The organism is Rhizobium sp. SRDI969, from assembly GCF_025152725.1.
In the GTDB taxonomy this organism is placed as follows: Bacteria; Pseudomonadota; Alphaproteobacteria; order Rhizobiales; family Rhizobiaceae; genus Rhizobium; species Rhizobium leguminosarum_I.
Genome location: NZ_CP104035.1, coordinates 3,826,821 through 3,853,507 on the forward strand (window position 1 = coordinate 3,826,821; position 26,687 = coordinate 3,853,507).

Annotated in this window: 22 protein-coding genes; 3 read left to right on the forward strand and 19 right to left on the reverse strand. The window is 61.9% G+C overall.

Features of this window, described 5'->3' with window-relative positions:
- Window positions 1-12 precede the first annotated feature (12 nt).
- The 9 genes from N2A41_RS18990 to N2A41_RS19030 form a co-directional block, all read right to left on the reverse strand.
- Window positions 13-1,596 (reverse strand): FGGY-family carbohydrate kinase, encoded by a 1,584-nt coding sequence (locus N2A41_RS18990; protein WP_260109465.1) that lies wholly within the window; start codon window positions 1,594-1,596, stop codon window positions 13-15.
- Entirely contained in the window at window positions 1,596-2,285 is a 690-nt protein-coding gene (locus tag N2A41_RS18995; RefSeq protein WP_017967984.1) for an HAD family hydrolase, read from the reverse strand. The genes N2A41_RS18990 and N2A41_RS18995 overlap by 1 nt, the downstream gene beginning before the upstream one ends.
- Window positions 2,286-2,382: 97 nt before the next feature.
- Window positions 2,383-3,864, reverse strand: a complete 1,482-nt coding sequence (locus N2A41_RS19000) for a mannitol dehydrogenase family protein (protein ID WP_170259883.1) — start codon at window positions 3,862-3,864, stop codon at window positions 2,383-2,385.
- A gap of 82 nt (window positions 3,865-3,946) precedes the next feature.
- The gene (locus N2A41_RS19005) at window positions 3,947-4,945 is read right to left on the reverse strand and encodes an ABC transporter ATP-binding protein (protein WP_222280346.1); all 999 of its coding nucleotides are present in this window, start codon (window positions 4,943-4,945) and stop codon (window positions 3,947-3,949) included.
- 18 nt (window positions 4,946-4,963) lie between these two features.
- Window positions 4,964-5,794, reverse strand: a complete 831-nt coding sequence (locus N2A41_RS19010) for a carbohydrate ABC transporter permease (protein WP_017967987.1) — start codon at window positions 5,792-5,794, stop codon at window positions 4,964-4,966.
- 1 nt (window position 5,795) lies between these two features.
- Window positions 5,796-6,668: a carbohydrate ABC transporter permease gene (locus N2A41_RS19015; RefSeq protein WP_017967988.1), complete on the reverse strand. Its 873-nt coding sequence runs from the start codon at window positions 6,666-6,668 to the stop codon at window positions 5,796-5,798.
- A gap of 138 nt (window positions 6,669-6,806) precedes the next feature.
- Window positions 6,807-8,117, reverse strand: coding sequence for an ABC transporter substrate-binding protein (locus N2A41_RS19020; RefSeq protein WP_017967989.1), 1,311 nt, complete (start codon window positions 8,115-8,117; stop codon window positions 6,807-6,809).
- Between the two features lie 146 nt (window positions 8,118-8,263).
- The gene (locus N2A41_RS19025) at window positions 8,264-9,217 is read right to left on the reverse strand and encodes a sugar-binding transcriptional regulator (protein WP_017967990.1); all 954 of its coding nucleotides are present in this window, start codon (window positions 9,215-9,217) and stop codon (window positions 8,264-8,266) included.
- 150 nt (window positions 9,218-9,367) lie between these two features.
- The gene (locus N2A41_RS19030; RefSeq protein WP_246730980.1) at window positions 9,368-9,937 is read right to left on the reverse strand and encodes an exopolysaccharide biosynthesis protein; all 570 of its coding nucleotides are present in this window, start codon (window positions 9,935-9,937) and stop codon (window positions 9,368-9,370) included.
- Between the two features lie 326 nt (window positions 9,938-10,263).
- Here N2A41_RS19030 and N2A41_RS19035 point away from each other — a divergent pair, with 326 nt between their 5' ends.
- Window positions 10,264-11,175, forward strand: a complete 912-nt coding sequence (locus N2A41_RS19035) for an ROK family protein (protein ID WP_222384498.1) — start codon at window positions 10,264-10,266, stop codon at window positions 11,173-11,175.
- A 48-nt stretch (window positions 11,176-11,223) separates the two neighbouring features.
- Here N2A41_RS19035 and N2A41_RS19040 read toward each other — a convergent pair whose 3' ends face one another.
- The 10 genes from N2A41_RS19040 to N2A41_RS19085 form a co-directional block, all read right to left on the reverse strand.
- Window positions 11,224-13,134, reverse strand: a complete 1,911-nt coding sequence (locus N2A41_RS19040; protein WP_260109466.1) for a beta-N-acetylhexosaminidase — start codon at window positions 13,132-13,134, stop codon at window positions 11,224-11,226.
- A 229-nt stretch (window positions 13,135-13,363) separates the two neighbouring features.
- Entirely contained in the window at window positions 13,364-16,510 is a 3,147-nt protein-coding gene (locus N2A41_RS19045; RefSeq protein WP_260109467.1) for an efflux RND transporter permease subunit, read from the reverse strand.
- Between the two features lie 27 nt (window positions 16,511-16,537).
- Window positions 16,538-17,677, reverse strand: a complete 1,140-nt coding sequence (locus N2A41_RS19050) for an efflux RND transporter periplasmic adaptor subunit (protein ID WP_222384496.1) — start codon at window positions 17,675-17,677, stop codon at window positions 16,538-16,540.
- Between the two features lie 50 nt (window positions 17,678-17,727).
- Window positions 17,728-18,336: a TetR family transcriptional regulator gene (locus tag N2A41_RS19055; protein WP_170282091.1), complete on the reverse strand. Its 609-nt coding sequence runs from the start codon at window positions 18,334-18,336 to the stop codon at window positions 17,728-17,730.
- Between the two features lie 272 nt (window positions 18,337-18,608).
- Entirely contained in the window at window positions 18,609-19,040 is a 432-nt protein-coding gene (locus N2A41_RS19060; RefSeq protein ID WP_170257601.1) for an OsmC family protein, read from the reverse strand.
- A 207-nt stretch (window positions 19,041-19,247) separates the two neighbouring features.
- Window positions 19,248-20,027, reverse strand: a complete 780-nt coding sequence (locus tag N2A41_RS19065) for an SDR family oxidoreductase (protein ID WP_260109468.1) — start codon at window positions 20,025-20,027, stop codon at window positions 19,248-19,250.
- Window positions 20,028-20,918: an aldose 1-epimerase gene (locus tag N2A41_RS19070; RefSeq protein WP_260109469.1), complete on the reverse strand. Its 891-nt coding sequence runs from the start codon at window positions 20,916-20,918 to the stop codon at window positions 20,028-20,030.
- A complete protein-coding gene (gene araH, locus N2A41_RS19075; RefSeq protein ID WP_260109470.1) occupies window positions 20,915-21,865 on the reverse strand; it encodes an L-arabinose ABC transporter permease AraH in 951 nt (316 codons plus the stop codon). The genes N2A41_RS19070 and araH overlap by 4 nt, the downstream gene beginning before the upstream one ends.
- A 19-nt stretch (window positions 21,866-21,884) precedes the next feature.
- A complete protein-coding gene (gene araG / locus N2A41_RS19080; protein WP_260111073.1) occupies window positions 21,885-23,390 on the reverse strand; it encodes an L-arabinose ABC transporter ATP-binding protein AraG in 1,506 nt (501 codons plus the stop codon).
- 70 nt (window positions 23,391-23,460) lie between these two features.
- Window positions 23,461-24,444: an arabinose ABC transporter substrate-binding protein gene (locus N2A41_RS19085; protein WP_260109471.1), complete on the reverse strand. Its 984-nt coding sequence runs from the start codon at window positions 24,442-24,444 to the stop codon at window positions 23,461-23,463.
- Window positions 24,445-24,657: 213 nt separating this feature from the next.
- Here N2A41_RS19085 and N2A41_RS19090 point away from each other — a divergent pair, with 213 nt between their 5' ends.
- Window positions 24,658-25,413 (forward strand): FadR/GntR family transcriptional regulator, encoded by a 756-nt coding sequence (locus N2A41_RS19090; protein ID WP_003543153.1) that lies wholly within the window; start codon window positions 24,658-24,660, stop codon window positions 25,411-25,413.
- Between the two features lie 66 nt (window positions 25,414-25,479).
- Complete coding sequence (dgoD, locus tag N2A41_RS19095) at window positions 25,480-26,628, forward strand: galactonate dehydratase (protein WP_260109472.1); 1,149 nt, start codon at window positions 25,480-25,482, stop codon at window positions 26,626-26,628.
- Window positions 26,629-26,687 lie beyond the last annotated feature (59 nt).

Below are 26,687 nucleotides of genomic sequence, written 5' to 3' on the forward strand. Positions count from 1 at the left end.
TAGAGCGTCGCTTTATTGCATCGTTTCCAATTCGGCGCGGTGCCGGTGCATGGCGAGAAGACGGCGGTAGTCGCGGTCGTAGAGCGCCTGCTTCGCTTTGTCGGGAAGTCGTTCGTCGCCGCCCGGATACATCGCTTCCCCGGCCGCCGCCAGATCCTTGTACAAGCCGCAGGAGACGGATGCTGCGATCGCCGTGCCAAGCAGCACCGCCTCGTTCATCTTCGGCATCACAACCTTGCAGCCGGTTGCATCGCTATAAAGCTCCATCAGCACCGGGTTCTTCACATGCCCGCCGGCAATATGCAGCGTATCGGGCATGTAGCCGTATTCCTTCATCATTTCCAGGATATGGCGGATGCCGAGCGCAATCCCCACTGCAGAGCGCCAATAGAGTGCGCAGAGCCCGTCGAAGGACGTGTCGAGCGTCAGCCCGCTGACAACGCCGACGGCATGCGGATCAGCGAGCGGCGAACGGTTGCCGTGGAAATCCGGCAGCACGAAGATCCGCGCACCGAAGTCATCGCCCTCCTCGGCCCGCAATTCGGCGATGCGCGCGACGATCTTCTGATGCAGCGCTGCCGTCGGCTCGCCACCGGCCGCATGCATGCGCACGATGTGGTCGAGCAACGCGCCGGTCGCCGATTGCCCGGCCTCCACCAGCCAGGACTGCGGGAAGACAGCCTCGTAATAGGGACCCCACATGCCATGGCTCGGCTTGCGTTCCCGCGAGAAGGTAACGATGCAACTCGACGTGCCGGCAATCAGCGCCAGTTGGTGCTCGCGTTTGACAGGATCGGCGGCGTAGCCGCCGAGCGCGCCAAGTGCGCCGGCATAGGCGTCGATCATCCCGGCAGCGACATGGCAGTCCGTCGTCAGACCCAGCGCTTCCGCCGCTTCCTGCGTCAGCCGGCCGACGCTGTCTCCGACGGGCGTGGTCTCATCCGGCAGATGACCGCGCGCCTGAAGATCCTCGAGACCGATCCGTTCGAGGAAATCCTGCTGCCAGCCCTCTTCGAGATGGGCGAGATAGTTCCATTTCGCCGTCAGCGTGCAGCGTGAACGGGCGGGCGATCCGGTCGATTTCCACGTCATGAAATCAGCGAGATCGAAGAAATAGCCAGCCTTTTCCCATGTGGCCGGCAGCTTCTTCTTCAGCCAAATCAACTTCGGCATCTCCATTTCCGGCGACATCACGTGGCCGGAATGTTCGAGCACCCTGTGCTGCGTCGCCGTGCAAAAATCGGCTTCCTTCAGCGCCCGATGATCGAGCCAGACGATCGTGTCGAAACGCCTCTCCCCGCCTGTGGAAACGCTGAGCTGCCGGCCCTCGAGGTCACGGACGACGAGCGAACAGGTGGCGTCGAAACCGATCGCTCCGACCGAGGCGGCGGCGATGCCGGATTGCTCCATCGCCCTGCGCACTGCCGTGCAGGCGGCCGACCAGATATCTTCGGAATCATGCTCGGCATGGTTTTCGCGCGGCCGGTTCATCACGATCGGATGCTCGGCCTTGGCGAGCAGTCGGCCGCGTGCATCGAAGACGCCGGCGCGCGCACTGCCCGTGCCGATATCCACCGCAACCACATGATCACGCATCAAGTCTTGGTCCCGTCCAGCTTATGGTTGCGGACAAGGTGTATCAAATCCGGCATGGCGTCAAACACCACTTCCGGCGAAAGGCGGTCGAGTTCGGCACGGTATCCGGCGAAGTTGGCGTGTGATCCGCCGGTGAAGGCGAAGACCGTCATGCCTGCCGCCTTGGCGGCGGCAACGCCGGCCGGGCTGTCTTCAACGACAAGGCAATGAGCCGGCTCGACCTGCATTTCACGCGCCGCATGCAGGAAGAGATCGGGTGCCGGTTTGCCGCGCTTGACCATCGTCGCGCTGAAGATATCGGGCAGCTTGTCGAGAAGCCCGGTCACCGACAGCGACAGCCGGATTCGCTCCATCTGGCTGGACGAGGCAACGCAACAGGGAACGCCAAGCCCGTCGATGGCCGCGGCGATACCCTCGATCGGCTTCAGTTCTGTGCGAAAACGGGCGTAAAGATCGGTGCGGATGCGCTCGAGGAATTCCTCGCCGGCATGAACGTTGAATTCGGTCTCCAGCGTATCGATGAGAGTAGACAGGCTGCGGCCGAGAAAACGCTCATAAGCCTGGTCTTCGGTGATCGAGACGCCGAGATCGTTCATCGCCCCGACGAGCACACTGATCGAGATCGGCTCGCTGTCAACGAGTACGCCATCGCAATCGAAGATGACCAGCCGTGTTTCAGCATCAGCCATGGAAGACCCAACCTGAGTTCAAATCGCACGTGTTACCGTCCCGCGTCGCTCGCAAGGCCGGATGAATGGCGGCAGCAGTTACCGCCATCGGGATTCCTTACACTGCGAGCTTGCCGTCGAGATAGAGCTGCAGCGTCTCCCGCGTGCCCTTTTCCCACAGCGTTTTGAGAGCATGGGCAAAACGCTTGCGGAAAAGTTCGGATTTCGCCACTTCGCCGAAAATATCGTCGAAGACGAGGAAGGCCGACGGGTCGTCCTTGGCTTTCAGCGCTGCCGCATGCAGGCGCTCTGCACTGGCGTCGTTGAAGACGATATCCTTGCCGCTGTCGGTCTTGCCGGCGAAATAGCGGCACCAGAGTGCTGAAACCAGCGCCAGGCCGATGACGTCACTACCCTGACGCAGATTGTCGAGCGTCGACGGCAGGATGAATTTCGGCTGGCGGTTGGAGCCATCCTGCGCCAGCCGCGGAATGGTATCGGCAATCTTCGGATTGAGCAGGCGATGTTCGATCAGCGCGAAATAATCCGTCAGCGACGTGTTCGGCACCGGTGGCACGATCGGGATGATCTCGTCCTTCTCGAGCTTGGCAAGGAAGGCGCGGATCAGCGGATCTTCCATGGAATCATGAACGAAATGGATGTCCATCAGCGCCGCCGGATAGGCGATCGCGGCATGCCCGCCGTTGAGGATGCGGATCTTCATGTGCTCGTAGGGCGTGACATCGGCAACGAAGGTGACGCCGACCTTTTCCAGCGCCGGCCGGCCGGCCGTGAACTTATCCTCGAGCACCCATTGCTTGAATTCCTCGCAATAGACCGGCCAACTGTCCTCGATCTGGAAATTGTCCCGGAGGAAATCGACCTCGCGCTGGCTGGTCGCCGGCGTGATGCGGTCGACCATGCCGTTCGGGAAGGCGACGTTCGCCAGGATCCAATCGGCAAAGGCTGGGTCCGAAAGTGCGGCCGTGCCGACGACGGCATTGGCGGTGACGACGCCATTATGGGGAATGTTGTCACAGGACATGACGGTGAAGGGACCGATGCCCTTGTCTCTGCGCGCCTTCAAGCCGGCGACGATCAGGCCGAACACCGTCTTCGGCGCGTTGGGATTTTGTCCGTCGGCGGCGATCGCCGGATGGGTCGGATTGAAGGTGCCCGATGCATCGATGAAATAGCCGCCTTCGGTGATCGTCATCGAGACGATGCGGATCTCGGGATCGGCAAGCTTGGCGATGATCGCAGCGGCATCGCCGACCGCCAGGATATCGATCATCGGTGCCGTGACGCGCGCCGCCGTCTTGTTGTTGTCCTGTTCGACCACCGTCGTCAGGAAATCCTGCGCCGCAAGCTTTTCGCGCATGGCCGCGTCGGATGGAAGCACGCCAGCGCCGACGATTGCCCAGTCGTGATCCATGCCGGCGTTGAAGAGATCGTCGAGATAGATCGCCTGGTGGGCACGGTGGAAATTGCCGACGCCGAAGTGCACGATGCCGGCTTTCAGCGATGCCCTGTCATATCCAGGAATGGCAGCAGTGCGCGCCACATCCGAAAGTGTTGCCAGCGATAATTTGCACGTCATGTTTCAGTCCTCTTGAAGGTCTTGCCGAGACGGCCGGGCGCCATCGTCCGGCTCGCATGCCTGCCCCCACCCGCGGTCCGCTTCAAATGGCAAGACCGCCCTCGTTGAATTTGTGAATACGCGAACGGTCCGGCGTCAGGAAAACCGTGTCTCCCGCTTTGGCCGGGAAGTCGCCGCTGCCGCGCGCCGTCACCATGCCGATGCTATCGGCATCGATATGCAGGAAGGTGTCGGAACCAAGATGTTCGGCGACCACGACCCTGCCCTTCCAGTCGCCGCTCTCCATCGACAACAGCACATGCTCGGGCCGGACGCCGATGGTATGAGCGTTGAGCGCGGCGGCGTGCTGGCCGGTGATGAAGTTCATCTTTGGCGATCCGATGAAGCCGGCGACGAAGAGGTTGCGGGGGCGGCCGTAGAGTTCGAGCGGCGAGCCGACCTGCTCGATATTGCCCCTGTTCAGGACGACGATCTTGTCGGCCATGGTCATCGCCTCGACTTGGTCGTGGGTGACATAGACCATTGTCGTCTTCAACTGCTGATGCAACTCGCTGATTTCAAGGCGCATATTGACGCGCAGCGCCGCATCGAGGTTCGACAGCGGTTCATCGAACAGGAAGGCCGAAGGCTGGCGCACAATGGCGCGGCCGATCGCCACGCGCTGGCGCTGGCCGCCGGAAAGCTGGCGCGGCTTGCGCTCGAGATAGTCGGTGAGGTTGAGCACCCGGGCCGCATCCGTCACCTTACGGTCGATCTCCGCCTTGTTGATGCCGGCCATCTTCAGCGGGAAGGCGATGTTGTTGCGCACGCTCATATGCGGATAAAGCGCATAGGACTGGAACACCATGGCAAGGCCGCGCTCAGACGGCGCCTTTTCGGTGGCGTCCCGGCCGTCGATGACAATCTTGCCGCCCGAGACGTCTTCGAGCCCGGCGATCAGCCTGAGCAGCGTGGACTTGCCGCAGCCCGACGGGCCGACGAAGACGACGAACTCGCCGTCCTTGATGTCGAGATCGATCGACGGGATGACCTTGGCTTCGCCGAAGACCTTGGAAACCTTCTGAAGGGTAATGCTGCCCATGTTTCTCTCCCTTTTATCTTATTTCACAGCGCCGAAGGTCAGGCCGCGGACGAGTTGTTTCTGGCTGAACCAGCCAAGGATCAGGATCGGCGCGATCGCCATCGTCGATGCCGCCGACAGCTTGGCGTAGAACAGGCCCTCGGGGCTGGAATAGGAGGCGATGAAGGCCGTCAGCGGCGCCGCCTTCGAGGCGGTGAGGTTGAGCGTCCAGAACGCCTCGTTCCAGGCAAGGATGATGTTCAAAAGCAGCGTCGAGGCAATGCCGGGCACGGCCATCGGCGTCAGCACGTAGACGATTTCCTTCATCAGCGACGCTCCGTCCATGCGGGCCGCTTCGAGGATCTCGCCGGGGATTTCCTTGAAGTAGGTATAGAGCATCCAGACGATGATCGGCAGGTTGATCAGCGTCAGCACGACCACCAGGCCGGTGCGCGTGTCGAGTAGACCCGAATTGCGGAACATCAGATAGATCGGGATCAGTGCGCCCACAGGTGGCATCATCTTGGTCGACAGCATCCACATCAGCACGTCCTTGGTCCGCTTGGTCGGCGAAAACGCCATCGCCCAGGCGGCCGGAATGGCAATGATCAGGCCGATCAGCGTCGAGCCGAAGGAGATGATCACCGAGTTCATGAAGTGGCTGAGATAGTTCGACCGGCTCTGCACCTCGGCATAGTTTTCCGTCGTCCAGTGGAAGAACAGGAACTGCGGCGGCGAGGCAATGGCGTCGGCTTCCGACTTGAAGCTGGTCAGGAACGTCCACAGGATCGGGAAGAAGATCAGGATACCGAGCGTCCAGGCGATCGCGGTGACGATGAGCTTGCGCTTCGTTGTGACTTTTCTGGCCATCTCAAGCCTCCAGATTCTTGCCGACGAGGCGCACGAGGAAGATCGCGACGATATTGGCGAGGATAACAGCCACGATACCGCCGGCCGATGCCCCGCCGATATCGAACTGCAGCAGCGCCTGGGCATAGACGAGGTAGGTGAGGTTGGTGCTGTCGGTGCCCGGTCCGCCGTTGGTGGTGACGAGGATTTCGGCAAAGACCGAAAGCAGGAAGATCGTCTGGATCAGGATCACCACGGTGATGGCACGCGCCATGTGCGGCAGGATGATGTAGATGAACTTCGAGATCGGACCGGCGCCATCCATTTCGGAGGCTTCCTTCTGCTCCTCGTCGAGCGACTGCAACGCGGTCAACATGATGAGGGTGGCAAAGGGCAGCCACTGCCAGGCGACGATCAGAATGACGGAAAACAGCGGCGCATTCGCCAGCCAATCGATCGGCTGCAAGCCGATCGCCTTGGCAAGATGGGCAAACAACCCGTTGACCGGGTTCATGAACATGTTCTTCCAGACGAGTGCTGCCACCGTCGGCATGACGAAGAACGGCGCGATCACCAGGATGCGCACGATGCCCTGGCCGTACATCGGCTGGTCGAGCAGCAGCGCAAAGGCGATACCACCGATGACGGTGATCAATAGAACGCCGGCCACGAGCAGCAGCGTATTGACCAGCGCGGCGATGAAGGCCGGATCGGATAGGAAATATTCGTAGTTCAGAAAGCCGACGAAGCTCTCCATGCCGGGGCTGAGCAGATTGTAGTTCAGCATCGAGAAATAGATCGTCATCGCAAGTGGGACGATCATCCATGCAAAAAGCAGCAGCACGGAGGGCGCAATCATCAGACGCGCGGAGGAGCGGGTGTGTAAGGTTGCCATGGCAATCACCGATCTGGACTGAAGCGGGGAGCGGCCGCAAGGCAGCTATGTCTGAAAAAAGAGGCCGCCGATGCAGTTCGGGCAATCGGCGGCCCAGAGAGGCGGAATGTCAAGTATCCGCCTCTTGCTCGGGAGGTTCTATTTTATGTAACCGGCCTTGGTCATTTCGCGGGTTGCCAGTTGCTGTGCGCTCTTCAGGGCCTGGTCGACCGAAAGCTGGCCGGCAAGGGCTGCCGAGAACTGCTGACCCACTGCCGTGCCTATGCCCTGGAATTCCGGGATCGCCACGAACTGGACGCCGACATAGGGGACCGGCTTGACGGTCGGCTTGGTCGGGTCGGCCGACTCGATCGAGTCGAGCGTCATCTTGGCGAAGGGAGCCGCCTTCTGGTAGTCCGCATTCGCGTAGAGAGATTTGCGAGTGCCCGGAGGTGCGTTCAGCCAACCTTCCTTCTCGGCGACGAGGTTGCTGTATTCCTTGCTCGTGGCCCAGGCGACGAACTTCTCGGCAGCTTCGGCCTTCTGCGAACCTGCCGGGATGGCAAGGCTCCAGGCCCAGAGCCAGTTGCCGCGCTTGCCGAGGCCCTTGTCCGGGGCGAGCGCGAAGCCGACCTTGTCGGCGACCTGCGACTGCTTCGGATCGGCGACGAAGGAAGCGGCAACCGTTGCGTCGATCCACATGCCGCACTTGCCGGTCTGGAACAGCGCCAGGTTCTCGTTGAAGCCGTTGGAGGAGGCGCCAGGAGGGCCTGCATCCTTCATCAGCTTGACGTAGAAGTCGAGCGTGTCCTTCCATTCCGGCTGATCGAACTGCGGCTTCCACTTCTCGTCAAACCAGCGTGCGCCGAAGGAATTGGACATGGCCGTCAGGAAGGCCATGTTCTCGCCCCAGCCGGCCTTGCCGCGCAGGCAGATGCCGTAGACTTCCTTGTCCTTGTTGGTGATCTTGCGGGCAGCGTCGGCAATGAAGTCCCAGGTCGGCGCGTCCGGCATCTTCAGGCCGGCGGCGTCGAACAGGTCCTTGCGGTACATGACCATCGAGCTTTCGCCGTAGAACGGCGCCGCATAGAGCTTGCCGTCCACGGTCAGGCCGCTGCGGATCGCCGGCAGCAGGTCGTCGACGTCGTAGTTGGCGCCGAGATTGTCGAGCGGCACCAGCCAGCCCTGTTTTGCCCAGATCGGCACTTCATAAGTGCCGATCGTCAAGACGTCGTACTGGCCGCCCTTGGTCGCGATGTCGGTCGTGACCTTCTGGCGCAGCACGTTTTCTTCGAGCGTTACCCATTCAAGGTCGATGCCGGGATTCTTCGCCTTGAAATCATCCGTCAACTTCTGCATCCGGATCATGTCGCCGTTGTTCACGGTCGCGATTGTCAGTGTCTCGGCCGAAGCCATGCCGGCAAACGCCAGTGCTGAGCAGGCGCCCAGCAGAAAAGTTCTCAATGTCATAATCTTCCTCCCAGAAGATGGGGTGTGAGCATTCGCTTCGCTCATGGGCAATTACTCAACAAACGATAAAGAATGTCAATCGGCAATCGTTGCTGCAACGCCGAAGGCAGTAGTGATACCCTTGATTTAAATCGGATATTTTTTGCTCAGCTCTTGAGCAAAAACTCGGCCGTCTCTTCGTCAGTGATCAGAGCATTGATTTGATGACCGACAACGGCGGCCCTGATCGCCTTGAACTTGCGCTTGCCCTTGGCCAGCCCAATGACCATCGATGCATCGCGGGACGGGATCGGGGCGGATGCGACGCGCTCGTTGATCGGGTTGTCGATCAACCTGCCGTCGACATCGAAGATCCAGCCGCAGATTTCGCCGACAGCACCCCCGCGCATCAGTTCCATCATCTCGTCCTTCTCGAGAAAACCATCGACGCAGAGTGGCCCATCGATGCCGAGCTCGCCGATGCCGACGAAGGTGACATCGGCTTGCGCGCTTATATTAAGCGTCGAGCGTACCAGCTGCTGGCCATGCAGCAGCTCCCGCTCCTCCGCCGAGGTGACGAGCACCGGCAACGGCATCGGATAGTGCCGCGCCTTCACGGCATCGGCCATGCTGAAGATGACGTTGTAATAGGCGGCCGATCCGTCCGGGGCAATATTGCCGGTCAGCGAAACGATGCGGTGATTGGGACATTCGATCGCCGGAAGCTGGTCGACGGCCGCCTTCAGCGTGCGGCCGGTCCCGATGGCGAGTACGATCGGCTCCGGCCGTTTCAGCCACCGCTCGATCTCGGCCGCGGCCGCCTCGGCAATACCGACCGTCGTCGACGACGACGCGGGATCGCTCGGCACCACCTCCACATGTTTCAGCCCGAATTTCCGACGCAGCTGATTGCCGAGTTCCAGGCAGGCGGCGATCGGATGATCGAGCCGCACCTTGATCAGGCGCTCGGCGACCGCCAGCGACACCAGCCGCTGCGCCGATTGTCGTGAAATGCCCATCGCCGCGGCGATTTCATCCTGCGTGCGCCCGGCGACGTAATAGAGCCAGCCGGCACGCGCCGCATCGTCCAGCCGTGCGGGGGTCTCGGATCTTTTTACCATCTAATGCCTATCGCGCAAAGTGAGCCGGCGGGCCGGCGCCGAACATGATTTGAGTCTGTATCGCGCCAGATCAAAACAAAATTCCGGCAAATGTCGAGCCTATTGCAAAGAGCCTCGCCAAATAACGGCCGTCACTCAAGCAAACTCCGTTTAGGCAAACCATTGCACGACGAGATAGATCGCCGCCTTCACGAGACCGTAAATCACCCCGCCGGCGACGACGAGCGACACGGCCGTCATCACGAAGCCGATGAGCGCGAAGAGACCGTCACGGCCCAATATGCCGAAGGCGAAGACCGAGATCGTGATCGCCGGCAGCATGTTGCCGAGCGGGACCGGCAGCAGCAGCACGATCGCCAGCAGCAGGCATGCCGCCCCTGCAAGATATTCCGCCGGCGGTTCGGCGAAGATCGCAAGCCTTGGTTTCAGCATGCGTTCGGCCCAGGCGAGCCAGCGGTAGATGCGGCCGACAATGGCCTCGAAATCCTCCCGGCGCATCGAACGGTTGGCAATCACCTTCGGTAGCCAGGGTTTCAGCCCAAAGGTCAGTTGCGCTGCCAGGAAGACCAATGGCGCCCCGAGCACGGCCGAGGTGCCCGGCGGCGTAGGAAAGGCGTTCGGAAGCGCGAAGATCAGCATCAACGCGCTGATCGCCCTGTCGCCCATCGTGTCGAACAGATCGCCGATCGAGATCCGTTCGCGGCTTTGATCGGCGGCCATTTGCCGCAAAATGGATGAGAGGCGGCGGCCTTTGGGACGTGGTCTTCGGATGGTACTGTTTTCTCTCGTATCGATGGTCGTGGGTCCGGCAGTTGATGAAAGTGTAGGGCCGGATTCTGGCGATGCAATATGCCAATTGAATGACTTGCGGGGACGGAAACCCGTCCCGCCTATCTGATCTCCCCACTTGTAGGAGAGATGTCCGGCAGAACAGCGGAGGTGCCAGACGGCACGACCCTAAACCCGGCGACACCGCCGCCGAATGAGCGCTTGAAATTCCCCGCCAACAATGCAAGCAGACGCGGGAGAGAAACGGCAGAGTGGCAATGATCATTTCATTCGACATCGGCGGCACCGCCATCAAGGGCGGCATCGCTCGTTCCGAGACAGACATCGTTCCCCTCGGCCGCCGCCCGACGCCCAGGGATGATTTTGCCGCTTTCGTCGAGACCCTGCACGACATCATCGCCGAAACCGGCCAACAACCGAACGGCATCGCCCTCTCCATCGCCGGCGTCGTCGATCCCGATACGCAGCGCCTGATCTGCGCCAACATTCCCTGCATCCACGAACGCACGCTTGGCGCCGATCTCGAAGCCGAACTCGGCCTGCCGGTGCTGATCGCCAACGATGCCGACTGTTTCGCGATGGCCGAAGCCGGTCTCGGCGCCGGCCGCGGCCACCGCATCGTCTTCGGCGCCATCCTCGGCACCGGCGTCGGCGGCGGCCTGGTTGCCGACGGGCGCCTCGTCAACGAGGCCGGCGGCTTTGCCGGCGAGTGGGGTCACGGGCCGATCATCGCATCCGCGGCCGGCAACCCGCCCGTCGCCATTCCCGCTTATGCCTGCGGCTGCGGCCAGAGGGGCTGCGTCGACACCGTCGGCGGCGCCCGCGGCCTCGAACGCCTGCACAAGACGCTGCACGATCTCGACCTTGCCAGCGAGGAGATCATCGCTCAGTGGCGCCATGGAGAGGAGAAGGCGACACGGACGATCGACGTCTATGTCGATCTCGTCGCCTCGCCCTTGGCGCTGACGATCAACATCACCGGCGCGACCATCGTGCCTGTCGGCGGTGGGCTTTCCAATGCCGAGCCGCTGCTTGCCGCGCTCGACCACGCGGTGCGCGCCCGCATCCTGCGCAAGCTCGATCGCCCGCTGGTGGTGCGCAGCGAATGCCGCATCGAACCCGGTCTGATCGGCGCGGCACTGCTGGGACTGAAGGCCAAGGCGGACTGAAGCAATTCCGCGAAAAGTGCGAAGCGATCTTCCGTCCGCAGCCATTCCTTAAAGCACCGGCCACATCCGCACGATTGCTGCGAACCGATCCCAGTCCTTGCGCGCCAAAGGCGTCCAGGCAGCCTCGGCGATTGCCGGGAGACGCGGAAAAACCAGCCGGTTGAAATAGGCGCGCGAGACGAAGTTCTCGGTCCAGATACAGGCCTGGATGCCGCGCATCTTCTCCTGCAGCGCCTCCGGCAGCTCGCCCTCGGCCTCGTAAGCATAGGTGTGTTCCGGCGGTGCGTGGCCCGCCCAGCTGGCGCCCGGCTCGGCCCAGGCCTCCGCCTGCGCCATGTCGAGATAATAGGCCTGCCCCGGTGTCATCACCACGTCGTAACCTTCTTGCGCGAGCTCGATGCCGACGGCCGGCTTTTCCCAGGCCATCAGCAGCGTGCCGTCGCGATCGACGCCGCCGCCATGCGAGACCTCGTTCCAACCGGCGAGCTTCTTGCCGCGCTCCGACAGCATGGCTTTGATGCGTTTCAGGAAATAGGATTGCAGCTCGGCAGTGCCGGCAAGTTTCTCCCGCTCCATCAGCACTTTGCAGAGCGGCGAGGAAAGCCAGGAGCCATGCGCCACCTCGTCGCCGCCAATATGAAGATATTCGCCGGGAAACAGCGTCACCATCTCATCGAACACCTTGCCGAGAAATTCATAGGTGAATTCCACCGCCGGATTAAGGGCGTTGTTCGGATAACCCTGCACCGAGCGGTAACTGTCCGGCGCCTCCTGCCCGTCGACGAGTTCGGGCAACGAGAACAGCGTCGCCGTGCTGTGACCCGGAATATCGATTTCCGGCACCACTTCGATATGCAGCGAGGCTGCATGCGCAACGATCCGCCTGGCGTCCTGCTGCGTGTAATGGCCGGAGCGCGTCTCAGCCCCGTCGCCGAGCTGCGGCACGAGCACTTCATCCGGCCCGTGCCGGGCACCGATCTCCGTCAGCGCCGGATAGGCCTTGATCTCCAGCCGCCACGCTTCGTCGTCGGTCAGATGCCAGTGGAAGATGTTGAGCTTGTTCCAGGCGAGAATATCGATCAGCCGCACGACGTCTGTCACCGGATAGAACTGCCTGGACACATCGAGATGGCAGCCGCGCCAGTCATAACGCGGCTGGTCGGCGATTGTGCCGAAATTGGGGAATTTGAAGCGCTCGCGATCGGCGCGGGAGCCGTGCAGCAGTTGCGCCAGGCTGATCAGCCCGTAATGCCGCCCGGCCGTATCCGCACTCGAAAGCACGATCTCATGCGCCGTAAAACGCAATTCGTAAGCAGAGGCGGCGATCGACGATTCGGTAACGAAACGAATGGCCCGCCCGCCTTCGACGGCACTGAGGGAAAACGGCATATTGTCGGCCGGATAGAGCCGCTGGTAAAGCGCAAGAACCAGCGAGAGCGCCTTGACCGCATCGGGCGGCGTCCGCTCGACCGGATGAAGGACGACCGGCAGCTCTCCCGCCTTCAGCCCAAGCGCCAGCGGCCAAGGCAGCAGCGAATAAGGTTCCTCGGCGCGGCCCGGCGGCAGAAGCGGCGGCGCCACGCCAGCATCCCGGCCTTCGAGGATGAGATCGCCGAAACCAACCGGAACGTGGCGTCCGTCGCCAAGTGTCAGATAGGCCGATTTGACGCCTGATGTCATATGTTTCGGCGCCCTGGTCAGCCCCTCGACGGTGAACCGCCAGCGCCCGCCGGGCGGCACGCTCAGCCCTTCGGGCGGCAGGAATTCGTGGAAATGCGCGACCTGCCGCCTGAGGCTGCCGCCGTCGCAGACATGTTTGTCGGCAACCCGCGTCTCTGACGTATAGGCGAGCGAGAAGCCGGACAGCAGCTCTGCCGAAAGATTGAAAAGCGTGAAGGTGAGGCGCCCGAAACTGTCCTCGATCGGGCTCCAGCTTGCTTCCAGATGGTAATCGACCATGGTCGTGCCCTGCCTCGTCGCTGAGTGGCCGGGATCGCGGTTGGTCTCCCGGCATGCTTTCGCAGCTTAGCTTTTTCGAGGCGGCAATGGAATCGTGGCCCGGGTCTGAGGCGGAGCGGACAGCGATGAGCCGTTCAAAGGCTGGCTGCCGAGCCGCGGCTAAGCAGCAACGTGCTTTGACGGAGAGCTGACCCTGCAAGAAAACGGCGCGGCTTTCGCCGCGCCGTCCTCACTCTGCTGCCAACGCCGGCGGATATCTGTCATCCGCCTCTTCCTGGATGGCGTCGGCATGCTGGCCTGGCTCGTCCTTTGCCTTCGGCTCCCGGCCGAAGAAGAGGGCGTAACCGGCGGGTAGAACCAGAATGGTAAGCACTGTGGCAACCAGGATGCCGCCCATCATCGCGTAGGCGAGCGGGCCCCAGAAGACGCCGCGCGAAATCGGGATCAGCGCCAGCACCGCGGTCAGCGCCGTCAGCATGATCGGCCGGAAACGCCGCACGGCAGCACCGACGATCGCCTCCTGCCGGTGCATGCCGGCCTTGATATCCTGATCGATCTGATCGACCAGGATGATCGAGTTGCGCATGATGATGCCGAGCAGGGCGATGACGCCGAGGATCGCCACGAAGCCGAAAGGCGCGCCGCTGATCAGCAATGCGGCCGCCGCACCGATGATCCCGAGCGGGCCGGTGGCGAGCACCAGCATCGCCTTGCCGAAATGCTGCAGCTGTATCATCAGCAGCACGATGATGACGGCGAGCATGATCGGCGCCTTGGCGGCAATCGACATCTGGCTCTCCGCCGCATCCTCGGCGCCGCCCTGGATCTCGACATTGTAGCCGGCCGGCAGGCTGTCGCGCAGGTCCTTCATGTCGGCATACATCTTCATCACCACGTCGTTCGGCTGCACGCCGTCCGGCAGCGTGGCGCGCACGGTGATCGTCGGCAGCCGGTCGCGACGCCATTCGACGCCCTGCTCCATGACGGGCACGACCTTGGCGACCTGCGAAACGGGCACGAAACTGCCGAAGTCCGTCGGCACATAGACGGAATTGACGGCCGACAGCAGCGAACGGCTGGAATTCGGCTCGCGAGCGACGATCGAGACCGTCTCCTCGCCGTCACGGAAATCGTCGAGCGACGTCCCCGACATGGCGGTCTGCAGCACCTGGCGTACGCGCTGCGAAGTGACGCCGAGTGCCCGGGCGCGGTCCTGGTCGATCACCAGCTTCATCGCCGGCACCTCTTCCAGCCAGTCGTCATGGATGGCGCCGAGCTCCGGGTTGGCCTGGAAGCGCGCCTTTACCTGATCGGCGATCTCCCTGACTTTCAGGCGGTCGGGTCCCATGACGCGCATCTGCACCGGCCAGCCGGTCGGCGGACCGAGGAAGAGGCGGTCGACCTTGCCGCGAATGTCGGGGAAGTCTTCCGCAAGGATCGTCCGCAGCTTGACGATCAGCCGCTCGCGTGCCGGTTCGTCATTGGCCATGACGAGCAGCTGGGCGAAGTTCGGATTGCGCAGCTGCTGGTCGAGCGGCAGAAAGAAGCGCGGCGCGCCTTCGCCGATATAGGTGGCGATGAACCGCTTGTCGGGATCATCCATCATCTTGGCTTCGAGCGCCTTTGCCTGCACCTCGACTTCCCGAATGCTGGTGCCCTCGGGTAGCCAGAGATCGACGAGAATTTCCGGCCGCGAGGATTGCGGGAAGAAATTCTGCGGAATGAACTGGAAGGCCCAGAGGCTGGTGACGAAGGTGCCGAGCGTCAGCAGCAGCACGATGACCCGGTGGCGCACCGCCCAGCCGACCGTGCCGCGCAGCCGACGGTAAAAGCCGGTGTCGAAGGCGTCGCGATGCTCGCCGGCATGATGGCGCTGCTTGAGGATCATATAGCCGAGCCACGGCGTGAAGTAGACCGCGACGAACCACGAGGTGACGAGCGCGATGCCGACGACGTAGAACAGCGAGCGCACATATTCGCCGGCCGTCGAGGCGGCGAAGCCGACGGGAATGAAGCCGGCCGTGGTGATCAGCGTGCCCGTCAGCATCGGGAAGGCGGTCGAGGAATAGGCGAAGCTTGCCGCTTCGATCTTGACGAGCCCCTCCTCCAGCTTTCGTTCCATCATCTCGACGACGATCATCGCATCGTCGACGAGCAGGCCGAGCGCGATGATCAGCGCGCCGAGCGAGATGCGCTGCAGATCGATGCCGAGTTCGTACATCAGCGCAAAGGTGGCGGCGAGTACCAGCGGAATGGCGATGGCGATGACGAGGCCCGATCGCCAGCCGATCGACACGAACGAGACGACCAGCACGATGATGAGAGCTTCGCCGAGCGCATGCATGAATTCGCTGACAGCATCCGTCACCACGTCGGGCTGGTTGGCGATCTGGTCGACGGCAACGCCGTAGGGCAGCGCCTCCTCGAAGCGCTGATAGGTCGCCTCCACGCCCTTGCCGACATCGGTAACGTTGAAGCCCTTGGCCATCACGACGCCGACCTGAACGCTGTCGTGGCCGTTGAAACGGTACTTGCGCTGGTAGGGATCTTCGAGCCCGGAACTGACGGTGGCGATATCGCCGAGGCGCGTCACCTGACCGCCGGCGCGAAGGCGCAGTTCGCGGATGTCGGCTGCTTTCTTCACGTCGCCTTCGACCGATATGCGCACCGACCGCAGGCCGGTATCGACCGAGCCTGCCGGATCGACATTGTTCTGGCCCTTGATGGCATTCTGCAGATCGAGGATCGTCAGGCCGCGCTCGGCGAGCGACTTGGACGAGACGTCGACATAGATCTTCTCAGGCTGGTCGCCGATGATGACGGCTTTCTCGACGCCCGGCGTCGTCAGCAACATGTCGCGCGCCTGGATCGCGAATTTCTTCAGCTCCGGATAGGAATAGCCGTCGCCGCTGATCGAATGCAGCGTGATGAAGGTATCGCCGAACTCGTCGTTGAAATAAGGGCCGAGCAGGCCCTGCGGCAGCTCGTTGGAGATGTCGCCGACCTTCTTGCGCACCTGGTAGAAGGCATCCGCCACCTCTTGCGAATTCGTGTCGCCCTTGACCTGCAGGGTGATGATCGCACTGCCCGCCCGCGTATAGGACTTGACCCAGTCGATATGCGGCGTTTCCTGCAGCTTGCGCTCGATCTTGTTGACGACCTGATCTTCCATTTCCTGAATGGAAGCACCTGGCCAGATCGCCTGAACAACCATGACGCGGAAGGTGAATTCGGGGTCCTCGCGCTGGCCCATGCGCATTAGGCCGAGCACGCCGGTGACGATGATCAGCCCGAAGAGGAAGCGGGCGATGCTCGGATGTCCGATTGCCCAGCGCGACAGATTGAAGGGCCGCTTTTCGGTGGTGGTGGCGTCCATGGTCTTGTTCCCTATCCTATGGCGCGATCAGCGCACGGCCTGGTCCGTGGCGGCCAGGGCCGACTGCTGGTCCGGCACTTTCACCTTCAGGTTCTCGCTCATGAACTGCGTGCCGGCCGAAACGACGAGATCGCCGCTATCGAGACCCTCGGTCACATGCACGCCGTCACCTGTGAAATCGGCGACCTTGATGTCGCGGCCATGTACGGTCGCCGTGTCGCGGTCGACGGTCCAGACCATCTGCTTGCCGTCCTTTTCAGCCAGGGCGCTGAGCGGGATCGAGACATAGCTGCTGCCATTGCTGACCTCGGCCTCGATCGTCGCCGTCATGCCGAGAAGCACGCGCGGATCGTTCGGCAGGCTCACCCGGACGGCGAACGTGCGCGACTGCTGGTCGGCGCTGCCGGAAACTTCCCGCACCTTGCCGTCGAGTACCAGCCTGTCGTCGGCCCAGAAGCTTGCCTTGACTGTCTTGCCCGGCTTGAATTCGGCAATGTCGTTTTCCGGAACGGCGATCTGCACTTCCTTCTCGCCGTCGACCGCAACCGTGACGACGGCGGTGCCGGAACCGACGACCTGGCCGGTATCGGCATTAATCGCAGTGACGATGCCGTTCTGACCGGCCTTGAGCTCGGTATAGCTCACCTGGTTCTTCGCCTGGTCGAGCGCGGAAAGTGCGGCATCGCGCTGTGAGATCGCCTGGTCATGGCTGAGCGAAGCCTGTTCGACCTGCGACTTCGGGGCGACGCTCTTGTCGAAAAGCTGCTCGGCGCGTTTGTTGACGAGATCGGTGGTTTCGACGCCCCTTTCCGCCGAGGCGAGATTGGCTTCCGCCGTCCGGACCGCCAGCTGGTAGTCCGTGGCATCGACGCGGGCGAGAACGTCGCCCGGCGTCACCCGGTCGCCGATATCGACGAGGCGTTCGGTGATCTTGCCGGCGACGCGAAACCCGAGGTTCATCTCCGTGCGCGCCTTGACCGAACCCGAATAATCGAGCTTGCGCGTGTCCCCGGCCTTGGCGATCTCGACGACCTTCACCGGCCGGATGACTTCCTTGACCTCAGCCTTCTCTTCCGAGCAGGCGGAAACGCCGATGCCGATGGCGCCCACGAGCACGAGACTGGCGACGGACGGCATGCGATGGCTGAGGGTCTTGAGCGAAAACATCTTCCGCACTCCTGGATCGTTTCGGGGGTTTCGACGGCGCCCGCCGTCCATTATTTCTTCAGCGCCCTGATCACGTAGTCGATCAGTTCGTCGACGCTCGCGCGGTTCGTTTTGGCAAGACATTGCGCCACCATCTGCGGATGGCAGAGCGTGTTCGTCGCCGCGCCGAAGCAGCGCGAGGCAACGACCGGGTCCTGCTCGGCGAACTCGCCGGATGCAATGCCTTCGGCAATGATTTCGGCGATGAGATCATGAACGCGGTCGATATGTTTTTCGATGACATGCCAGTCGCGCTCAATCGCGACGATGATCATCTCGTGCACCTTCGTCTCGTCGAGCATCACATCCAGCGTCCACTGATACTGGGTCTCGACATAGCGGCGCAGCCTTTCGCTGGCGCTGGCCGGCTGATGGCGGACGTCGTAGGCGATCTGATAGCACATGGCGAGCATGCGCCCGCAGAGCGCCTGGTGTATCTCAACCTTGGAGGCGAAGAAGCGATAAATATTGGCCGGCGACATGCCGAGGTCGCGGGCGATGTCGGCCACCGTCGTCTTGCTGTAGCCATAGTGACGGAACAGCCGCTCGGCCGAATCGAGAATCCGCGTGACATTCTCCTGCCGCGTGATGTCGAGTGTATTTTCCGCGAGGTCGTTCATAGTTCCGAGGCCTGATTTTACGACTGACGATTTTCGAATTTCGTCAGTCGTAAAATATAAGACGTTATTTGTCAATATGCCGCGGCGCAGCACAAATTGTCGAGGGACGAGCACGATCCGGCGGAAGCGACAATCTAGCGGTGAGAAGGCCTGTACCGCCCGCGTCATGCCGACAGCCGACGACTTCGGGATAGGCGGACCCGATAATGCAGGCGACAAATGGAAAGTGCCGCGGCGAGAAGCGCGCGGCACCTGGTCAATGAAATGACGTGTCAGACGATCTTGACGTCGAGTGTGATCGGAACGGAGGCGAGCGCCTTGGAAACCGGGCAGCCGGCCTTTGCCTTGTTGGCGAGTTCGGTGAAGGTCGCCTCATCGGCACCGGGAATACGGCCGGAGAGCGAAAGATGGATGGCGGTAATGGCAAAGCCGCCCTCGACGCTTTCGAGCGTTACCTTGGCAGAGGTTTCCATATGCTCGGCGGTAAAGCCGGCTTCCCCGAGGATCAACGACAGCGCCATGGTGAAGCAGCCGGCATGGGCGGCACCGATCAGTTCTTCCGGGTTGGTGCCGGCAACGCCTTCGAAGCGGCTCGCAAAGCCGTAGGGATAATCCTTCAGGGCGCCGCTCTGTGTCGAGATCAGGCCTCTTCCGTCCTTGAGGCCACCGGTCCAGTGAGCCGAAGCCGTACGATTGATCTGCATGCCGTCCTCCTGTTTTCGATTGAGCTTTCAGCGCATGATGCCGAAAAGTGTACACGGTTTTCGGACGACATCATGCTCCAACTGTTTCCAGGAAGCGGCAGGGCGCCGCTCCATGCCTGCGGGAGATCGGATAACCTTCCCGATGGGCAATATAATGCTCTATCGCGAGAAGACGACAGGCTTGTAAAATAGCGGGGTCGAAGCCCTTCAGGCGGAATGCTGCAGCATGCTGAGGCCGCCGTCGATCGTCAGGCATGTGGCATTGATGAACGGGCACTCGTCTGAGATCATGAACACGGCCGCCATGGCAATCTCCTCCGGCGTCGCGATGCGCCCGCCGGGGTGCAGTTTCATCGTCTCGGCCTTTGCCGCCTCCGGATCGGGAAAGCCGTTCCAGTAATCGATCACCTTCTGCGTCGAGACATAACCCGGCGCCAGCGCGTTGACGCGGATATTGCGGGCGGCATATTCGAGCCCTAAGGATTTCGTCATTCCGAGCAGGGCGTGTTTTGCCAGCGGATAGGGAAATGTGTGCGGGATGATGGTGAAAGCGTGCGTCGAGGCGATGTTGAGGATGACGCCGCCACCCTGTTCGATCAGGCCGGGCAGCACCGCCCTGCAGCAATTCCATGCGCCCTTGAGATTGATGTCGAAGCAGCGGTTCCATTCCTCGTCCGTCGTCTCGAGCGGTTCGGCGAAGACATTCACCCCGGCATTGTTGACGAGCGCGTTCAGCTGTCCGATCTCTTCTTTCGCCTGAGCGACCAACGTGGTGATCGTCCCGGAATCGGTGATATCGGCCGGCAGATAACCAAGCCGGCCACCACTGCGCTGGAGGTCTTTCGCTGTCTTCACCAGCAGCGCGGCGTCGCGATCGACGAGAAAGACGGCGGCATCCTCCCGCATGAAAGCCTTTGCGATCGCAAGGCCGATACCCTGCGCAGCGCCGGTGACCAGGATGTTCTTGCCCTGCAGGCGGCCGCTCATCTATCCCTCCTCCGGTTGAACCGGCAGCGCCGACATCAGGATCGTCACCGTGCCGGCAAGCGCCTCTCCCGGCGCAAGCGGCGTGAGCCCACCGAAATCGGGAAGGTGGTGGCCGTTCGGCAGGTGGCTCATCGGCTCGAGGCAGAAGAAGTCGCTCCGGTTGACCGGCATATACAGCATAAAGCGATCGAGCGCACCGTTGGTTTCCAGCGCCGCCTGAATTCCAAGTTCCGGCCAGGCGATTGCCGCCCGCCCGTTCCAGCCCTCGAAGGCATTGTTCATCCACCTCTGCGGCAAAAGCTTTTCGGATCCGAAATCGAAATGGTCCGGCACAGGGCCAGGCATCTCTGGCAGATGGTCCGGCCGCTCGCTCCAATAGCGATCGGCCGCAATCGTCAGTCGCGTCTTTGGCGTCCGCGCGAAGAAGGGATGTTGACCAAGCCCGAAAGGAAGAGCCGCTTCGCCGCGGTTTTCCACGGAAAGCCTCAGCACCAGCGCATCGCCAGCGAGACGGATCTCCTGCCGGGTAAGATAGGCATAAGGCGAAACCCCGTCGGCGCTCCGGGAAAAGCAGAACTGCGCATGCTCCGGGCTGGCGTCTTCAAGCTGCCAGAGGCTGAGCCAGCCGTCGCCGTGGAGATAGAGCGGATCGGATGCATTCGGCTGGAAGGCATAATCGCGTCCGGCAAAGGACATGGTATTGCCTTCCACGCGGTTGCCGAAAGGCACCATCGCGAAATTCGCCATCGCTCCCTCCGGACCGCCGGCCGCAACGAGAAAGGGGGTGCCGCGATACGTCGCGGCAGTGACGGCGGCACCCCGACTGCTGACCCGGACGGCGAAATCGCCGTGCCTCAGTTCGATGTCGTCGCCGGCTTGTCCCTGGTTCATCCGCGCCGTCCCGCAGCCGAAGACCTCAAATTGTCGAGGAGCACTGCGATCAGCAGGATCAGCCCGCGGACCACATACTGATAAAACGCCTGGATATTCAGGAGGTTCATGACGTTTTCGGCAATGCCCATGATCAGCACGCCGACGATGACGCCGCTCATCGCCGCCCGGCCGCCGGCCAGCGAAACGCCGCCGAGAACGCAGGCCGAAATCACCGAAAGCTCAAGCCCCGTCGCCGCATTCGGCTGGCCGGAGGTGATGCGCGAGGCAAGCAGGATGCCGGCAATGCCGCAGACGAGCCCCTGCAACGCAAAGATCCAGATGCGCATGTTGACGACATTGACGCCGGCAAGCCGCGAGGCTTCGGGATTGCCGCCGATCGCCAGGGTGTTCTTGCCGAAGACGGTGCGGTTGAGCACGAAACCGAAGAGGATGAAAAGGATCAGCATGATCCAGATCGGCGTCGGCACCGTCAGAAATCGCGACAGGGCAAGCTGGTAGAAATCGGCATCGTTGATGCCGACGGCGCGGCCATCGGACGCGATCAGCGCCAGCCCGCGAACGATCTGCATGGTCGCAAGCGTGGTGATCAGCGCATTGATGCGAAAGCGCGCAATGACGATGCCGTTGACGAGGCCGACGACGGCGCCGCAAAGCAGGGCGGCGAGCAGCCCGACGGGAATGGAGCCCGTCGCATTCGAGACCATCACCGCGATCATGCCGGAGAAGGCGACGATCGATCCGACCGAAAGGTCGAAATCGCGCGACGCCAGGCAGAACATCATCGTGCAGGCAACGATGCCGATCGTGACGACCGACTGCAGCAGCCCCAGCATGTTTCGCTCGGTCAGGAAGTTCGGAACGAAAAGCGAGACGATCACGAAGGCAGCAGCGAAGATCACCACCAGCCCCTGTTCGCCGAGAAGGATTTTTTTCACCGAATTCATCGTCCGTATTTTCCCGGTTCTAAAGGATGCCTGCGGCATTCTTGTCGGGCAGCGCTGCCGTCAGGATGCTGCGCTCATCGAAATCCGGACGGGCGACATTGGCCGCCGCCCTGCCCTGGCACATCACCATGATGCGATCGGAAATGCCCATGACTTCGGGCAACTCGCTTGAAATGACCACGATCGCCATGCCGCCGGCCGCAAGTTCGTAGAGGATTTCGTAGATTTCCGATTTCGCCCCGACATCGATGCCGCGCGTCGGCTCGTCGATGACCAGGACCTTGATACCCTGCTCGGACAACCAGCGGCCGAGAATGACCTTCTGCTGGTTGCCGCCCGAGAGATTGATGATGTCCTGCCGGCGCGACGGCGTTCGCACCCGAAGCTTGGCGATGAACCGGTCCGCCAGCGCCGCCTCTTGTCTCGGGCTCAGAATGCCGAAAGGCGAAAAATGCCGGCGCGAAGAGATCGCGATATTCTCCTCGATCGATCGTCCCTGGACGATGCCGTCGAACTTGCGGTCCTCGGGGCAGAGCACTATGCCGGCATTGATCGCCGCTTTCGGATTGTTCGGCGAAACGGCAACGCCGTCGATCGTCACCTGCCCTTGATGCCTGGTGTCGGCGCCGTAAAGCAGCCGCGCCATCTCGCTACGGCCGGCACCGATCAGCCCGAAGAAACCGAGGATTTCGCCCTGGCGGACGGAAAAGCTGATCGGATGGCGCAGCCTCGGCCCCGACAGGCCCTTGACCTCCAGCCGTATGCCGCCGAGCGGACGTTCGCGCCACCCCCAGACATTGCTGATCTCGCGTCCGACCATTTCCGAGATGATCTGCTCGCGCGTCGTGTCGGCGATCTGAGGATGGTGGGCGGCAAGCTTGCCGTCGCGCAGCACCGTCAGGCTGTCGCAAAGCCTGAAAATCTCGTCGAGACGATGCGAGACGTAGAGAATGACCGTTCCCTTGGCCTTCAGTGTATCGATGAGCGAAAACAGGATATCGCTTTCACGCGAGGAGAGCGATGAGGTCGGTTCGTCCAATGCAATCACCCGTGCATCGAGCATGACGGCCTTGGCGATCTCGACCATCTGCCGCGCACCGATCGAAAGCGAAGCTACCTTGGCCGACGGATCGATATCGATGCCGATCTCTTCAAGCCTCGAGCGCACCGTCTCGATCAGCGTCTTCGAATGGATGACGCCGCCCTTGGCCGGAAAGCGTCCGAGCCAGAGATTTTCGGCGACGGTCAACTCCGGGACGAGTTGCAGTTCCTGATGGATGACGATCACACCGGCATTGAAGGCGTGACGGACGGATCCATATTTCTGCTCCTCGCCGTCGATGAGGATGTTGCCGGCATCGGCCGCCTGATCGCCTGACAGTACGCGGATCAGTGTCGATTTACCGGCACCGTTTTCCCCCATCAGGCCGTGGACGGCGCCCTTCTCGACCGTGAAGGACACGTTCGCCAGCGCCTGCACACCGGGATAACCTTTGGAGATATTGCTGAATTCGAGGAAAGCCATCATCGCTCCGCCGAGAAAGACCCGGCGGCACGCTGACCGGCCGCCGGACGATATCATCTTGGAAGGACGATCACTCGATTCCAAGATCCTTGCGGACTTTTTCGTAATCGCCGCGCAGCGCCAGGGAACCGGAGGTCAGCGTCAGCTTAGCCGGCTCCTTGTCGTTGGCGATCCAGTCGTACATGTTGAGCGCCGTCTCATAGCCGTGGCGCTTCGGCGAGATGATGACGGTGCCGAAGAAGCCCGTCGCTGCCGGCTTCTTGAATTCGTTGATCGCCGATTCCGCACCGCCGATGCCGACGCCGATGACGTTGGCGGCCGGAATACCGACCGATTCGGAGGCGCGGACGGCGCCGAGGACGGCTTCATCGTTGAGGCCGAAAGCGACCCAGTATTTCACGTCGGCATGTTTGTTGAGAACGGTGGTCGCCGCGTTGAGCGCCGCTTCCGTATCCGTCTTCGCCTGCGGCGCGTCGTAGATGTTTTCTGCCGGGAAGCCGGCGGACTTCAGCACCGAGATCGCACCTTCGACGCGGTCGACGGCGGTCGGCAACTGGTCGTAGGAGACCCGCACGGCGCCGACACTCTTCATGTCCCAGCCGCGCTTCTTGATTTCGTCGACGATCGCCTGGCCGACGGTCTCACCGATCTTGGTGGCTGAAATGCCCATATGCGGCACGTCTTCCAGCGGCTTGCCGTCGGCGCTGACGAGGCGGTCGTCCACCGTCATCAGCTTCAGCTGGTTGGCTTCGGCCTTGGCGACGATGCCGGGGCCGAGCTTGACGTCGGGCGTGCAGATGATGAAGCCCTGCGCACCCTGGGCGCCGAGATTATCGATCGCCGACTGGACCTTCTCGCCGTCTTCGGCGCCGATCTTGACGACGGTGAAGCCTTTTTCCTTGGCGGCCTGGTCGGCGAATTTCCATTCGTCCTGGAACCAAGGCTCCTCCGGCTGCTTGACGATGAAGCCTATCTTGACGTCCGCGGAAAATGCCGAGCCGGCTGCCAGAATGGCGAAAGTGCCAGCCAGAATGGCTGCTTTGAACAAGCGCATGTCTCTCTCCCTAAACTCTCAAAAACCGAGCCGCTGCCTCCCAGGCAACGTCCAATGAATTAGGATAAATCATCATACCAGTCAATTGCCAATGTATGATGATTGGAATAATAGGATTATTGACGAGGTGTCGGGAGGAAGCGTCGCAAAGCGGATCGAATTCGGATAATCAGGTTCGGTTGCCTAGCACGCGAGACAGAGCGGAGAGGTGAGTTGGAAACAATCGAGCGACAGAGCGGGGCCGAAAGCCGCCGCATCGAGCGCCGCCCACGCGTACGCCGCAACGTCACGGCGGCGATCGCTCAGGATATCTGTGCGGACCGCTATCCCGCGGGCTCGCCGCTGCCGCGCGAAAACGATCTCTGCGAACTTTACGGCGTCAGCCGCACCGTCATTCGCGAATCGCTGAAAGTGCTGGAGTCCAAAGGCCTCGTCCGTGGCAAGCCGCGCATCGGAACCACCGTCTGCGACAAGGACGACTGGAATATCCTCGACGCCGACGTGCTTGAATGGATGGGTCCCTATATCAAGGATTTCGACCTGCTCGGCTGCATTCTCGAAGCCCGCCGCACCATCGAGCCGGCAGCCGCCGAATATGCCGCCGAGCGCGCCAGCGCCCAGGAGATCGCCGATCTCGACAACGCCTGGCGGCAGATGCGCGACAGCGCCCGCGACCCGGAAAGCTTCACCGATGCCGACGTCATGTTCCACACGGTGCTGCTCACCGCCAGCCACAACCAGGTCTTCCGCCGCCTGTCGAGCGCCATTCACGCGGCGCTGAAATATGCGCTGCATGCCTCCAATATCGGTGTCGAGAATCGCGAGGATGCAGTGCTCGTTCACGGCCAGCTGGTCGAGGCGCTGCGCATGCGCGACAAGGCGGGCGCCCGCGAATGCGCCAACCGCATGCTTGATCTTGCGGTGCGCGATCTTGCCGCCGCCGAAAAAGCGATCGGCAGAACGAAATGAACTATCACGACAAATCTGCGGACGCGCCGCCGATCGCAAACCCGGGAAGAGACTGAAAGAGCAGCGATGAAGATCACCAAACTCACCACCTATATCGTTCCCCCGCGCTGGCTGTTTTTGAAGGTCGAGACCGATGAAGGCATCGTCGGCTGGGGCGAACCGGTCGTCGAAGGCCGTGCGCTCACCGTTCAGGCCGCCGTCCATGAGCTGGAAGACTACCTGATCGGCAAGGATCCTTTCCTGATCGAAGACCACTGGACCGTGATGTATCGTGGCGGCTTCTATCGCGGCGGCGCCGTCCACATGAGCGCGATCTCGGGCATCGACCAGGCGCTGTGGGATATCAAGGGCAAAGCGCTCGGCCAGCCGATCCATTCTCTGCTCGGCGGTCAGCTCCGTGATCGCATCAAGGTCTATTCCTGGATCGGCGGCGATCGTCCCTCGGATGTCGCCAACAATGCCAAGGAAGTGGTTGCCCGCGGCTTCAAGGCGATCAAGCTCAATGGCTGCGAGGAAATGCAGATCGTTGACACCAATGAGAAGGTGGAAAAGGCGGTCGAGACCATCGCCATCATCCGCGAGGCGATCGGCCCACATATTGGCATCGGCGTCGATTTCCACGGTCGCGTGCACAAGCCGATGGCGAAGGTTCTCGCCAAGGAGCTCGATCCCTACAAGCTGATGTTCATCGAAGAGCCGGTGCTTTCCGAAAACAAGGAAGCGCTGCGCGATATCGTCAACCACACCTCTACGCCGATTGCGCTCGGTGAACGGCTCTTTTCGCGCTGGGACTTCAAGCAGGTCCTTTCGGACGGCTATGTCGACATCATCCAGCCGGATCTCTCCCATGCCGGCGGCATCACCGAATGCCGCAAGATCGCGGCCATGGCCGAAGCCTACGACGTGGCGCTGGCACCGCATTGCCCGCTGGGTCCGATCGCGCTTGCCGCCTGCCTGCACGTCGATGCCGTCAGCTACAATGCCTTCATCCAGGAACAGAGCCTCGGCATCCATTACAACAAGGGCAACGACATCCTCGACTACATCTCCAACAAGGAGGTGTTCCAGTATGCCGATGGTTTCGTCTCGATCCCGCAGGGTCCAGGGCTCGGCATCGAGGTCGACGAGGCCTATGTCATCGAACGCGCCAAGGAGGGCCACCGCTGGCGCAACCCGATCTGGCGGCATGCCGACGGCAGCTTCGCCGAATGGTGAGAGCGCATAACCCCGAAAATCGGAACCGATTTTCGGAAAGGATTGTGCGCAATTCAAAG

Bases quoted from the DNA above. Each gene is read 5' to 3' on its own strand.
- N2A41_RS18990 (WP_260109465.1), bottom strand. From the start codon at position 1,596: ATGCGTGATCATGTGGTTGCGGTGGATATCGGCACGGGCAGTGCGCGC.
- N2A41_RS18995 (WP_017967984.1), bottom strand. From the start codon at position 2,285: ATGGCTGATGCTGAAACACGGCTGGTCATCTTCGATTGCGATGGCGTA.
- N2A41_RS19000 (WP_170259883.1), bottom strand. From the start codon at position 3,864: ATGACGTGCAAATTATCGCTGGCAACACTTTCGGATGTGGCGCGCACT.
- N2A41_RS19005 (WP_222280346.1), bottom strand. From the start codon at position 4,945: ATGGGCAGCATTACCCTTCAGAAGGTTTCCAAGGTCTTCGGCGAAGCC.
- N2A41_RS19010 (WP_017967987.1), bottom strand. From the start codon at position 5,794: ATGGCCAGAAAAGTCACAACGAAGCGCAAGCTCATCGTCACCGCGATC.
- N2A41_RS19015 (WP_017967988.1), bottom strand. From the start codon at position 6,668: ATGGCAACCTTACACACCCGCTCCTCCGCGCGTCTGATGATTGCGCCC.
- N2A41_RS19020 (WP_017967989.1), bottom strand. From the start codon at position 8,117: ATGACATTGAGAACTTTTCTGCTGGGCGCCTGCTCAGCACTGGCGTTT.
- N2A41_RS19025 (WP_017967990.1), bottom strand. From the start codon at position 9,217: ATGGTAAAAAGATCCGAGACCCCCGCACGGCTGGACGATGCGGCGCGT.
- N2A41_RS19030 (WP_246730980.1), bottom strand. From the start codon at position 9,937: ATGGCCGCCGATCAAAGCCGCGAACGGATCTCGATCGGCGATCTGTTC.
- N2A41_RS19035 (WP_222384498.1), top strand. From the start codon at position 10,264: ATGATCATTTCATTCGACATCGGCGGCACCGCCATCAAGGGCGGCATC.
- N2A41_RS19040 (WP_260109466.1), bottom strand. From the start codon at position 13,134: ATGGTCGATTACCATCTGGAAGCAAGCTGGAGCCCGATCGAGGACAGT.
- N2A41_RS19045 (WP_260109467.1), bottom strand. From the start codon at position 16,510: ATGGACGCCACCACCACCGAAAAGCGGCCCTTCAATCTGTCGCGCTGG.
- N2A41_RS19050 (WP_222384496.1), bottom strand. From the start codon at position 17,677: ATGTTTTCGCTCAAGACCCTCAGCCATCGCATGCCGTCCGTCGCCAGT.
- N2A41_RS19055 (WP_170282091.1), bottom strand. From the start codon at position 18,336: ATGAACGACCTCGCGGAAAATACACTCGACATCACGCGGCAGGAGAAT.
- N2A41_RS19060 (WP_170257601.1), bottom strand. From the start codon at position 19,040: ATGCAGATCAATCGTACGGCTTCGGCTCACTGGACCGGTGGCCTCAAG.
- N2A41_RS19065 (WP_260109468.1), bottom strand. From the start codon at position 20,027: ATGAGCGGCCGCCTGCAGGGCAAGAACATCCTGGTCACCGGCGCTGCG.
- N2A41_RS19070 (WP_260109469.1), bottom strand. From the start codon at position 20,918: ATGAACCAGGGACAAGCCGGCGACGACATCGAACTGAGGCACGGCGAT.
- araH (WP_260109470.1), bottom strand. From the start codon at position 21,865: ATGAATTCGGTGAAAAAAATCCTTCTCGGCGAACAGGGGCTGGTGGTG.
- araG (WP_260111073.1), bottom strand. From the start codon at position 23,390: ATGGCTTTCCTCGAATTCAGCAATATCTCCAAAGGTTATCCCGGTGTG.
- N2A41_RS19085 (WP_260109471.1), bottom strand. From the start codon at position 24,444: ATGCGCTTGTTCAAAGCAGCCATTCTGGCTGGCACTTTCGCCATTCTG.
- dgoD (WP_260109472.1), top strand. From the start codon at position 25,480: ATGAAGATCACCAAACTCACCACCTATATCGTTCCCCCGCGCTGGCTG.